11 protein-coding genes are annotated in these 12,859 nt (G+C 39.0%); 4 read left to right on the forward strand and 7 right to left on the reverse strand.

The window, feature by feature from the left end; all coding sequences use genetic code 11:
- Positions 1-413: 413 nt before the first annotated feature.
- The 7 genes from rnd to JQC92_RS11820 all read right to left on the reverse strand — a co-directional run bounded on the left by rnd (position 414) and on the right by JQC92_RS11820 (position 8,090).
- Positions 414-1,541 carry a ribonuclease D gene (rnd, locus tag JQC92_RS11790; RefSeq protein WP_239480533.1) on the reverse strand — a complete coding sequence of 376 codons (1,128 nt, stop codon included), beginning with the start codon at positions 1,539-1,541 and terminating at the stop codon, positions 414-416.
- 10 nt (positions 1,542-1,551) lie between these two features.
- Entirely contained in the window at positions 1,552-3,234 is a 1,683-nt protein-coding gene (fadD, locus tag JQC92_RS11795) for a long-chain-fatty-acid--CoA ligase FadD (protein ID WP_204999840.1), read from the reverse strand.
- Between the two features lie 174 nt (positions 3,235-3,408).
- Positions 3,409-4,269, reverse strand: coding sequence for an alpha/beta fold hydrolase (locus JQC92_RS11800; RefSeq protein ID WP_204999841.1), 861 nt, complete (start codon positions 4,267-4,269; stop codon positions 3,409-3,411).
- Positions 4,270-4,304: 35 nt separating this feature from the next.
- The gene (locus tag JQC92_RS11805) at positions 4,305-4,955 is read right to left on the reverse strand and encodes a M50 family metallopeptidase (protein ID WP_204999842.1); all 651 of its coding nucleotides are present in this window, start codon (positions 4,953-4,955) and stop codon (positions 4,305-4,307) included.
- 15 nt (positions 4,956-4,970) lie between these two features.
- On the reverse strand, positions 4,971-5,288 hold the full coding sequence (locus JQC92_RS11810; protein WP_204999843.1) for a hypothetical protein: 318 nt from the start codon (positions 5,286-5,288) through the stop codon (positions 4,971-4,973).
- A gap of 111 nt (positions 5,289-5,399) precedes the next feature.
- The gene (tsaB, locus tag JQC92_RS11815) at positions 5,400-6,095 is read right to left on the reverse strand and encodes a tRNA (adenosine(37)-N6)-threonylcarbamoyltransferase complex dimerization subunit type 1 TsaB (RefSeq protein WP_204999844.1); all 696 of its coding nucleotides are present in this window, start codon (positions 6,093-6,095) and stop codon (positions 5,400-5,402) included.
- Positions 6,096-6,164: 69 nt separating this feature from the next.
- Positions 6,165-8,090 carry an ATP-dependent DNA helicase gene (locus JQC92_RS11820; RefSeq protein ID WP_204999845.1) on the reverse strand — a complete coding sequence of 642 codons (1,926 nt, stop codon included), beginning with the start codon at positions 8,088-8,090 and terminating at the stop codon, positions 6,165-6,167.
- A 409-nt stretch (positions 8,091-8,499) separates the two neighbouring features.
- Here JQC92_RS11820 and hisG point away from each other — a divergent pair, with 409 nt between their 5' ends.
- Genes hisG through hisB form a run of 4 tightly spaced genes read left to right on the forward strand, consistent with a single transcriptional unit; the run spans position 8,500 to position 12,859 of the window.
- Positions 8,500-9,390 carry an ATP phosphoribosyltransferase gene (gene hisG, locus JQC92_RS11825; protein WP_204999846.1) on the forward strand — a complete coding sequence of 297 codons (891 nt, stop codon included), beginning with the start codon at positions 8,500-8,502 and terminating at the stop codon, positions 9,388-9,390.
- A 3-nt stretch (positions 9,391-9,393) separates the two neighbouring features.
- Positions 9,394-10,695 (forward strand): histidinol dehydrogenase, encoded by a 1,302-nt coding sequence (gene hisD / locus JQC92_RS11830; protein WP_204999847.1) that lies wholly within the window; start codon positions 9,394-9,396, stop codon positions 10,693-10,695.
- Positions 10,695-11,771, forward strand: a complete 1,077-nt coding sequence (gene hisC / locus JQC92_RS11835; RefSeq protein WP_204999848.1) for a histidinol-phosphate transaminase — start codon at positions 10,695-10,697, stop codon at positions 11,769-11,771. Before hisD ends, hisC begins: the two co-directional genes overlap by 1 nt.
- On the forward strand, positions 11,771-12,859 hold the full coding sequence (gene hisB / locus JQC92_RS11840) for a bifunctional histidinol-phosphatase/imidazoleglycerol-phosphate dehydratase HisB (protein WP_204999849.1): 1,089 nt from the start codon (positions 11,771-11,773) through the stop codon (positions 12,857-12,859). Before hisC ends, hisB begins: the two co-directional genes overlap by 1 nt.

The raw sequence follows: 12,859 nt of genomic DNA on the forward strand, positions 1-12,859 counted from the left end.
GGTCACTGTTTTATCAGTTTCTAATTGCTGTCTGACATATGCAATGGTTGCATCAATATCAATGCCACTAACTTTCAAAATAAGCTACAACTCAATGAATGATATCAACAGCATGACATGATGGTTAGATCGGTCAAATGATCGTGAAAAATAGTGAGTTGAGTGCAGGTATTTTGTTCATTTAACTTTCAGAGTGCTGAATAGTTACCTTTTCTTTAAGATAAATTTGAAGCTCTTCAAATCGATTAGAGTTACCTTAGCCAAAAAATTTCTCCTGAAACCCTTCCACGCCTTTAGCTTCGACTTGCACAATTAATCGTTTATTAAAGTGAGATAAAGGTAGTACTGAATTTGTGAGGAGAGGGAAATACCGACTTTACTGTGTAAAGCCAGCATTTAATCATTATGTGTAATTACAGCTCTAGTGATGACAATGTGGATAAGGCTAACATCCCTCTCCAACCAACCAGTAATTTAGGATTGTTGCCTTTATTGTCGCTCCAATACCAACTCAAAAAGTCATGAATGTATTTTTTTGAAGCAAATATCTCAATGGGCACTTCATTGTTCTCAGCAATGGAGACCAATTTTGACTTAACGGTTTTAAAGCTTTGTTTATAATCTGGTCGAAAAGCAATCACATCTATTTTTTGGGGTAAGTTTTCTAAATCGGCATTTTGCAGATTAGAAAGAAGGTGTTTTGAGAATTTACGCTTTTCATGTTCATTTAACTCTTTTACACTCGAAAGTTGAGCAAACGTTGTTGCCTTAGACTTAGCTAAGGCAATTAAAGCATGATCTTTAATGATAAAACCAACCGCAATATCTTTTTTAACTGCGGTTTTTAATCGCCACTTCGCAATCGGTTTCAAATAAGCAAGTTGAATTTGACTAAGCTGAAAACCGTTTTTCACTTTTAGATAGGCATTATCATAGTCAATGGCATCTAACCTGCCCTGACACATATTCGCACTTTCTTCTAACGCCCAATCCCATCGCCCAAATTCTTCGAGCTTTTGTTTTAGCATTGGAAACAAATGATAAAGATAGAATACATCATTAGCTGCATAGGTGAGCTGCTTATCTGATAACGGTCGCTTAATCCAATCCGTTCTCGATTCACCTTTATCTAATTCAATACCCAAGAGTTGATGAACAAGGTTAGCATAACCGAGTCCATGTCCCATTTTGGCAAAGCCTGCACCTATTTGAGAGTCAAAATACGGTGTTGGCATTACATCACCATAATGCGCAAAAACCTCAAGGTCTTCGCTGGCAGAATGTAATACTTTGAGAATGTTTTCGTTTTTAAGCAAACCCCAAAATTCAGTTAAATTAATACCTGAAACAGGGTCGATTAATGCAAGCACATCCCCATTGTATACTTGAATCAAACCTAACTGTGCATAGTAAGTACGAGTTCTAACAAACTCGGTATCTAAAGCAATCATATTACTTTGCTTTAACTGCTCTACCAGTTGGTTAAGCGATTCTTGTGTATCTATAAAAGTTACTAATGGAAACTTTTTATCAAACATCATTTAGTGATACTTATCCATTCGTTTTCTTTAAGTCTTCGTCTCGTAATTCACGGCGAAGTATTTTACCAACGTTAGTCTTAGGTAATTGATCACGGAATTCAACAAATTTAGGCACTTTATAACCCGTAAGGTGCACCCGACAATGCTTAATGATGTCTTTTTCAGTTAACTTTTTGCTTTTTGACACCACAAACACTTTAACAGCTTCACCACTTGCCTCATATGGCACGCCAATAGCCGCAACTTCTACAACTTTTGGATGTAAGGCAACAACATCTTCAATTTCATTTGGGAACACATTAAAACCAGAAACCAAAATCATGTCTTTTTTGCGATCAACAATATAAAACAGACCTTTTTCATCCATATAACCGATGTCACCCGTGGATAACCAACCGTTTTCATCAATGACAGCTTTGGTTTCTTCTTCATTGCCCCAGTAGCCTTGCATCACTTGTGGGCCTTTAATAAACAGCTCACCGGTTTCACCTTGAGGCAATATAAGGCCACTATCGTCACGTACTTGTATGTCCGTGCCTGGTGCAGGTAAACCAATCGAGCCATTATATCCTTCTGAGTTATAAGCATTACATGAAACTAACGGTGACGCTTCGGTAAGGCCATAGCCTTCCAATAATCGAGTTGTTGTGATCTGTTGCCATTTATCCGCAACGGCACGTTGCACAGCCATGCCACCACCGATCGATAATTTTAACTTGTCAAAATTAAGGTTGGCAAACTCTAGATTATTCACAAGTGCATTAAATAGCGTATTTACGCCTGTTAATACTGAAAAATCGTACTTTGACAGTTCAGATACAAACCCAGGAATATCTCGTGGATTGGTAATTAATAAGTTCTTTGCACCTTTGTGCAGAAATAACATACAGTTCACGGTCAATGCAAAGATGTGGTAAAGCGGTAAAGCAGTAACGACAAGCTCTTTACCATTATCAAGAATCGGTGAATAAGCGCCACTGGCTTGCAAAACATTAGAAACTACATTTTTATGGCTTAACATTGCGCCTTTAGAAAGACCCGTCGTACCACCGGTATATTGCAAAAAGGCTAAATCCTCTTCTTTCAATTCTGGTTTAACATACTGTAAGCGTCGCCCTTTAGATAAGGCCTTACGATATGAAAGCGCATGTGGTAGATGATAAGCAGGCACCATCTTCTTAATATATTTAATGACAAAATTAACAACAGTCCGCTTTGGCGTACTTAATAAGTCACCTAAGCTCGAAATAATGACATTCTCTATAGGGGTTTCATCAATGACTTTTTGCAAGGTATTCGCAAAATTAGAAACGACAACAATCGCTTTAGAGCCTGAATCATTCAGTTGGTGCTTCAGCTCACGAGGTGTATATAACGGATTAACATTGACCACGACCATTCCGGCACGTAAAACACCAAAAAGTGCAATGGGGTACTGCAAAACGTTTGGCATCATCAAGGCAACTCTGTCGCCCTTTTTTAACCGCAATTCATTTTGAAGGTAAGCAGCAAAAGCCCGACTTCGTTCTTCAAGCTTTCTATAAGTAACCGTTGCTCCCATGTTTATAAAAGCAGGTTGGTCAGCGTACTTGCTTACCGATTCTTCAAACATTTCAACTAATGAAGAATACTTATCGTGCTCAATATCTGCAGGTACACCCTCAGGAAGGTTGTTTAGCCAAAGTTGTTCCACTATGTTCTCCCGATGCTAATAATAGCGACTAAGCAAATTTGCTTATAAAAAGTAAATACGCATCTTATTTCTAGTATGTTCTAACAAATGAATCATACCAACTTGCCGAATATCATACGTGCGTTTGAATTTTAGCGGTTCATAATCACATATCTAGAGCAAAAATCCTAGTCATCACTGGTCAATGAAAGAGCGAACAGCCTCTGCAACGGGCTTTGGATTGTCCATATGGATATGATGCCCGCCCTCAACGACTTCACTCACAAGTGAACTGAATTTTATTTGGAATGCATTCATCTGCAGTTGCGCTTTACTTCGACTACCAAAGATGACAAAAACAGGCACTTCAACATGGTCGATTAACGAATCAACTTGCTGAAAACTAAAACGCCAAGCGGATGTTAGTTTAAGTTTAGGGTCCGTACGCCAAACAACACCGTTTTCTGTTTGCCTCAAGTTGCGTGACACAATCAATTTAGAATTAACGTAGTTAAGATCAGTAACTTTCTCTCTCACTTTGGCGACTGTCTCGATCGAGGAATAGGTCTTAGGCTTTATATCAGAATTTGCCTGAGCGTTATGGTCGATCAAACTTTGTTGTAATCGATGTTTCGCATTAGATTCCATCTCAAACAGCGGCATTAGGATATCAAGCATGATCAACTTTTCTACATTCTGAGGGAATACACTCGCATACAGCAACGAAATTATGCCACCAAAGGAGTGTGCTAATAGGTTTACTTTATCGATGCCGTATTCTTGCTTTAGATATTCGATGACTTGCTCAAGGTCGAACACATAGTCCGTTAGGTGAAGTGGATAACCTGTTTGGCGATGTTGTGAAAATCCGTGGCCCGGGAAATCGATGGCAATAACTCTGTAATCGTTGAGGAACTCGACGAGAGGCATAAAACTGTTCGAGTTGTCTAACCACCCATGCGTAGCGAGTAAAACAGGTTTACCCGGAACGCCCCATTCTTGTGCCGCCAATGTAATGTGCGAAAGTTTTAATTCCAGCTCTTTTCCTTTGAACATCTGTAATACCAAAATTAAAATGAGTAAACGAACGGTTAGCGAACTTTAAATGCACGATACAGTGCAAAGCAACCAATAATACACCAACAAACAGTCCAGACTTGTGCGGGTAACCAAGTCATTTTAGCGAGATTGGCTGCATCACCTACATGCCCTCTCCCAATCAACATTACAGCACTAAATAATCCGTTGAGGATTACCGTCATGCTAATAAATTGAGTCAAATACTTTAGCCAGCCTGAAGAAGCAAATTTGAGGGGCAAAATGAACAGTGAGGCAATAACCAACAGGATGAGCACCGTCAGTAGATCTCTAACCCATAAAGCTAAGCATATGGCGATCAGCAAAATAATTGCAATAGAAATAAATTTAGCGAACTTAGAGGTTGTTGTTGCAGCCAATTGGTAAAGAAGTAAACCAAAACCTGAAGCACCAGCATAACCCGAAAATGCAATCAGAATTGGCCATCCACCGTAGCTATAACAATAACCCGCACCATTAGCCAGTAATTGAATTTTACTGATGGTGCCACCAGTGATTAGCGTTGCTAAACCATGACTTATCTCATGGAAGAAGGTTTCAATCCAACTAAATGGAATACTGACAATCGGGATTTGAATGACAATAGCACTCAAAACAAAAAAGAACCAAAAATGAAATTTGTATCGTTGAGCTTTATTTTGCATAGGCGTGGTAAAGTGCTAAGCGTAAGTATCAATACCTATATTCTGCCTGATATTTTCTCTTTCTACTGCAAATTGTGTAAGTAAATATTGAGATATGGCTTTATTACTTATTGGGTTTGATGTTTCTATATGAACACGACTGTGTTGCCATTGCTCAATTGTTATCTGAGTATGAGGTTGACGTCGATGTTCAACTAACTCGCCACTAATTGCTTGAGGAGAGTCAGGGCCTTTATCAACATTAGATTGAGGATTGTTGACAGGAACAACACTGGTTGAAGCCGAAGATGTTTGACCGATTGAATTATACGACAAATTTGAGTCGAGGTTCATTTACCTGTCCATGAATATAGCTTAAGCAAAGAATAGTTAACGATTTGTTAAATTTCAATATCTATTTAACCTCATTACACTGCCGTTTTTACGGGAGCAACACCTAAAAATTTACTCTCGGCCTGGTAACTTTTTCCAAGTAACTTCGTCACGCACATAAACCGGTGCTAAATCGTCAACTGGAGTAAATTTTCCCTCAGCCCATGCGCTCTGACCTAGTTTAAGCATAGATTCCGCTGTAGGGAATTTTGATGTAACGTCAACGTGTGCATTGTTTACGTTCGCTAGTAATTCAGGATATGTATCAATGCCCGTACCACAGGCTACAAAACGTTCAGCATTTTTATGGGGTAAAGCTACATTTTCAGGGTGAGATACTTTCTCTTTCTCTACAGCCACTATCACGCTATCGTTAGCAGTGTATTCAGCCCAATAGACTTCATTCATTCTTGCATCAATGGCACAGAAAATATGCTCTGCGCCTAAATCAGCGGCTTGCTGCGCCATAGAATCCAGCGTGGAAACACCAAATACGGGAAGATTCTGACCTAATGCTAATCCTTGAGCCATACTCGTGCATATACGAATACCCGTGAAGCTACCAGGACCTCGACCATAGACAATTCCGTCAAGATTAGAAAGCGAAATGCCAGCTTCTGCAACCAGTTTTTCAACTAATGGTAAAAGTCTTTGGCTGTGCTCTCTTGGAGCATCCACTGCTTCAGAATAGATTTTTTCACCAACTTGTAGGGCTACAGAGCAAAGCTCAGTACAAGTATCAATTGCAAGTAATGTTTTATGAGTCATTAACGTTAAAACTTATTCAAACTGGATAAATATATAAGTTCGACATTATAACGAGAATTTACTGAGTTCTTATAGACTTTCTAAAAATTCTTTCGCTTTTGTAAAACTTCGGGTGCGACGTAGTTCAGGAATTGACGATAAGAAGTACTGTCCATACGCTTTATTAACCAGTCTTTCATCAAATATTGTGATGAGCCCTGAATCATTTTCATGTCTTATTAATCTACCAACACCTTGCTTTAGCTTTTGAATTGCACTTGGAAGAATATTATTCGAGAAAGAATCACCTCCTTGCTGTGAAATATATTCACTTTTAGATTGAACAAAAAAGTCATCAGGTGATGGGAATGGTAATTTATCGAAAATGATATTACTGAGTTGATTCCCTTTTATATCGATACCTTCCCAAAAGCTATAGGTACCAATCAAAACAGCATCGCCTAATATTCGATACTTTTTTAACAATGCTTGTCTCCCTGTTTGGCCTTGCACTAAAACCGGGTAATGGAGACTTCTGGTTAATGCTGCACCGATAGTCCGCACAGCTTTATGACTGGTGCACAAGATAAAAGTCTTACCTTTATTGACCTTGATCAGTTTTTCACAAAGCTTCTGGAATGCTTGCTGGCGTATGTTTTCATCACGAGGCAATATAGCTCTAGGAATATAAAGCATCGCTTGTCGTTGATAATCAAACGGACTTTCAATGACAAAACTGTTCGCTTTCCGCAATCCCAATGGCTCCGTGAAGTAATCAAGTTTGCCATTGATGGACAGCGTTGCAGAGGTATATATCGTGGCGGTTTTGTCATTGATATACTTTGCTAATTCGTGCTTTACGTCATGTAAAATTGCATCAAATTCAAAGCGATCATTTTCAAATTTCAGATATTGAACAAATCGTACGTCAGACGTTGTAGCTAATGCTTCCATTTTCTCTTTAAGTTCTTTAAGTTCAACTATATATGTATCGAATTGTTGATTACGACCAACCAGAACGTCTCCTTGATTGATGATATCAGTGCAGGCATTGATTATGCCCCAAAAATAACTTGCACTATCTCGTTGGGACAACAAATGATTTATGGTTAGTTTCGAAATATTGTGATGCTTTAACCACTGTTTAAAGTAATCTAAAGCAATATAGAGTGCTTCAATGGCCTTTAAAAAAGGAGGACTGTCGCCAATCTCTGATTTAAATAATTCAGTCACCTGCTGAATACTTCTACGTATTAAGCTTTCAGAGATAAAAGTTCCACCCAATTGCCCTAACGCGTCAGCTAAAGAGTGCGCTTCGTCAAACACCAGCACATCAGCATCAATTTTGTATTCATCATCACCTTCTCTGGCTAAAAAATTCTCATTGAATACAAGGTGGTGATTAATGACTAATATGTCTGATTCACTTGCACTTAATTTGGCTTTACGACTATAACATTGCGAGTAAAAAACACATTTTTTACCCGTACAATCGCCTTGTTTAGTTCTGACTAAATTCAAACTGGATGAAGATTCGCTAACACCATTGATTTGGTTTAAATCACCGTCCTTCGTAATTTGGGCCCACTGCTGAACTTTCAGTAAATCACTGACTACTGACTCTGATAGAGAACTTACGGTACTCAGCTCACGTTCTAAATTACGGATACATAAATAATTACTAAGCCCTTTTAAAATGGCAATACGAGCAGTGGGATGAGTCAATCCGACAATGAAGGGTATATCTTTATCAAATAACTGTTGCTGTAGGTTTTTTGTTGCAGTTGAAATGATAACTTTTTGCTTTTTAATCAAAGCTGGCGCTAAATAAGCGAAACTTTTACCAATACCTGTGCCCGCCTCTACGACAACAGTAGTTTTCGCATTTATGGTTTCAGCGATCGCTAAGGCCATTTGCTTTTGTCCTGCACGGAACCGATACTGTTTTAATGATTTATCTAACCGGCCACCCGCTGAAAAAAAGTGTTCGACTTGATTGATATATCGGTTAGACAAGCGATATTCCTATACGTGTAATATTTTCTTAAACAAATTATTGCATACTGCAAAAGCTCAACGAAACATAAATATTTTTTCAAAGCTATTGCATTTAATAAAAAAAATGGCTAGTTTTAAAAAACACGCTAAAAAGCACATTTTTTAGACTAAAAAATTTATAACAACTTTATACAGAGATATTACTCATGAATTTATTACCGACGGCAACTAAACATCATCATCACCATATGAGATAGCCTTCGGTTGATCTCCGCCGAAGGACATTTTCCTTCCGGTGGACTGATAGAAGTTTTAACTAAAGCCCCTGAAGGAATTCAGGGGCTTTTTAGTTTCTGATTTAACCAGTTACCTACAGCTAACTATGCTTAGAAACAGTAAATTGAATTTTTATTAGGACACCAAACAAATGACAAGATTAAGAATTGCACTTCAAAAATCAGGCCGACTTGCGACCGAATCACTAAAACTGCTTAAAAAATGTGGTATTCGTTTAAATATTAATGAACAGCGATTAATTGCACATTCAGATAATCTTCCAATTGATATCTTGAGAGTTCGTGACGATGACATTCCGGGCTTGGTCATGGACGGCGTGGTTGACATAGGGATCGTCGGTGAAAATGTACTGATTGAAGAGCAGTATGAGCGTGAATTCATCAATAAAGCTGCAAGTTATGAAAAAATACGAGTACTCGATTTCGGTCAATGTCGCTTATCGTTGGCAGTGACATCTGAGTTTGACTACCAAGGCATTGAGTCGTTAAATAAACTCCGTATTGCAACATCTTACCCTAACCTGTTACGAAAGTTTATGAGTAGCAAAGGCTATGAATTTGAAGATTGTAAGCTTAAGGGATCTGTCGAAGTAGCGCCGAGAGCCGGACTTGCTGATGCAATATGCGATTTAGTCTCAACAGGAGCAACATTAGAAGCTAACGGGCTAATTGAAAAAGACGTTATTTTTCGTTCTAGAGCTTGCGTAATACAATCGGCAAGTAATATTGACCAAACTAAGCAAGAACTCATTAATAAAATCATGTCTCGTATCAATGGAGTTATACAAGCTAAAGAAAGCAAGTACATTATGCTCCATGCTCCAAAAGATAACTTACAAAACATCATCAACCTACTTCCAGGTGCCGGAAACCCAACCATTATGTCATTGACCAATAGAGAAGATATGGTTGCAGTTCACGCAGTCAGTAGCGAAGACATTTTTTGGGACACCATGGAAGAATTAAAACTATTGGGAGCCAGCTCAATTCTCATTCTACCAATTGAAAAGATGATGGGGTAACAAATGCACAAAGTCGTTTGGTCTCAGCTCAGTTCGGAACAAAAAAGCGCCGTGCTTCAACGTTCTCAACTTGTGAATGATGAGGCACTTCAAATTGATGTAAATGACATCATTCAACAAGTCAGAAGAAATGGTGATTCAACCTTATTTGAATTAACCAAAAAGTACGATGGTGCGGACATAACTAGACTCAAGGTTGCTGCATCAGAAATTGCGACGGCGACAACGTTGCTTTCACAAGAACTAAAGCAAGCGATAGATGTTGCCTTTAATAATATCAATGCATTTCATCGTGCACAGCTGTCCCAAACTGAGGTAATTGAAACAAGTCCAGGAATAAAGTGCGAGCTAAGAACTGAAGCCGTTCAATCGGTGGGACTTTATATACCAGGTGGAACTGCACCACTCCTTTCGACCACCTTGATGCTTGCGATCCCTGCCATGATTGCAGGCTGTGAACGTAAAGTGTTAGTTTCTCCTCCTCCAATCAATCCTGCAATTTTATACATTGCTGATTTATGTGGTGTTGATGAGATCTACCAAGTTGGCGGTGCTCAAGCTGTTGCAGCACTCGCTTATGGTACAGAATCAATTAAGCCAGTGGATAAAATCTTTGGCCCGGGTAATCGTTTTGTTACTCAGGCTAAAAATCAAATTGCCGCTGATAATTCAACAACGTGCACCATTGATATGCCAGCAGGACCATCTGAAGTTTTGGTGATTGCAGACGAGCAAGCTAACCCTAGCTTTATTGCTTCAGATCTTTTATCACAAGCTGAACATGGTGTTGACTCACAGGTGATTCTTGTTACTACATCCGATCGTTTAGCGTTTGAAGTTGATAATCAAATAGCCCAGTATCTGAAGCAACTCTCTCGAAGTGAAACCGCTATTGAAGCACTGAAAAATAGTCGAACAGTTATTGTCAACTCGCTAAAACAAGCTGTTGAGGTTTCAAATTGTTATGCACCAGAACATTTGATCATCCAAACGGATGATGCATCACAGCTCGTGAATGATATTCGCTGTGCAGGCTCAGTATTTGTTGGTGCATATTCTCCAGAATCCGCTGGTGATTACGCCAGTGGTACTAATCACGTATTACCAACATATGGTTACTCAAAATCAGTCTCAAGCTTGTCATTGGCTGATTTTCAGCGACGGTTTACTGTGCAAACACTGAACAAAGACGGTTTTATGAACCTCAGTGACACCGTTATTGAGCTTGCTATTGAAGAACAATTGGATGCACACGCTCTAGCGATAGAAGTTCGTAAACAAGCGATTCTACAGGAGAAAACGTAATGGCAAAGGAAAATTCTATAGTATCGCTATTAAGGGAAGATTTGTCTGATCTAAAACCTTACCAAAGTGCCCGAAGAATTGGTGGTAAAGGTAAAATATTTATCAATGCGAATGAATCTCCATTTGCCAATGTTGATCTTGGTGCTGTGAACTTCGACACGATTAATCGTTATCCTGAACAGCAACCAGAGCGCTTAGTTGAAGCCTATGCAAACTATGCAAATGTAGAACCTCAAAATGTTGTCTGTACTCGTGGGGCTGATGAAGCCATAGAGCTATTAATTAGAACATTCTGTAACGTAGGAAAAGACAGCATAAGCTATTTTGCGCCCAGTTACGGTATGTATCAGATATCAGCAAAAACTTGTGGGATCCGTTCTATTCAAGTTCCGTTTAACGATGATTACACTCTACCTTCTGACTGGAGTAATACTGAGAAAAGTAAGCTTACCTTCATTTGCAACCCAAATAACCCTACAGGAACAATTATTACACCTAGTGACATTAAGGCTGTGCTTAACAGAACACCCTTTGGTTTGGTTGTTGTTGATGAAGCGTACATCGATTTTTCAATAGAAAATACGGTGACAGATTTAGTTAAAGAGTACCCAAACCTTGTCGTATTACGGACGCTATCTAAAGCTTTTGCCTTAGCAGGATTGAGGTGTGGTTTTTTAATCTCATCACCTCAAGTGACTCAACAGGTACTTAAGGTACTTGCACCATATCCCGTTTCTGTTCCTGTAGAACAAATTGCGACACAAGCATTGTCTTCAACGGGTATCACACTAATGAAACAACAAAGGCAACTCATTGAACAAAATAGACAACTGTTAATGGATGCCCTGATAGGTATAGCACAAAAGGTTTTACCGAGTGCCAGCAATTTTGTTTATGCCGAATTCGATGATGCAGATGCGATTTGGAGTGAATTAGTTGATCAAGAAATTATTGCCCGCAGGTACGTCGTAGAAAAACTAAAAAATGGCATACGATTTACGATAGGTTCTACAGCAGAGAACTACACTCTCATCAATTTATTTAATAACATAAAGCAACTTAAGGATGAACAGTAATGCCTCAATACTTACCTACATCAAAAACAAAAATACTGTTCATCGACCGTGACGGAACATTGGTTAAAGAACCAGAGATAGACAAGCAGCTGGATAGCATTTCAAAATTAGAATTTGAACCCGATGTTATCCCTGCACTTGTTGAATTACAAAATTATGGCTACCAATTGGTGATGGTAAGCAATCAAGATGGGCTTGGTACGGATTCGTTTCCTCAAGCTGATTTCGATGCTCCACACAATTTATTGATGAATATATTTGAAAGCCAAAATATCCAATTCGACAACGTGCTTATTTGCCCTCATTTTGACGAGGATAATTGCAGCTGCCGAAAACCTAAACTTGGCTTAGTTAAACATTTACTCATTAATGGTTGCATTGATTTTGAATCGTCTGCCGTTATTGGTGATCGGGTAACAGATGTTGAGCTCGCAAATGCCATGGGAATTAAGGGCATTAAGTACGACCGAGACAGTATTAATTGGCGAGAAATCGTAAAACTCTTAACTTCAATAAACCGTAAAGCTAAAGTTGAACGCAATACAAGCGAAACAAAAATAAGTGTCGCTGTAGATTTAGACTCTACAAATAAAAGCACAATTCACACTGGGATTGGCTTTTACGACCACATGCTTGATCAGATTGCTACCCATGGCGGCTTTGAACTGAATCTAATGGTTAATGGTGATCTCCATATCGATGATCACCACAGCGTTGAAGATACCGCAATTAGTCTCGGCCAAGCACTACGTAAAGCACTGGGTAATAAAAGAGGCATTAACCGTTTCGGTTTTTCTCTGCCTATGGATGAATCCAGAGGTGAATGCCTGATTGACTTGTCAGGTCGCGCCTATTGTAAATATGAAGCGGAACTCGGTCGTGAAAAGGTGGGGGAAATGGCCACTGAAATGGTACCACACTTCTTTCGCTCATTTGCAGATGGACTGGCTTGCACGCTTCATATTAGTGCTGAAGGCGACAATGAACATCATGTTGTTGAAGCATTATTTAAATCTTTAGGGCGTGCGTTAAGACAAGCGATTAAAGTTGAAGGTACAGAGTTACCATCAAGTAAGGGAACCTTGTGA

This window comes from Parashewanella hymeniacidonis (assembly GCF_016900895.1).
GTDB lineage: Bacteria > Pseudomonadota > Gammaproteobacteria > Enterobacterales > Shewanellaceae > Parashewanella > Parashewanella hymeniacidonis.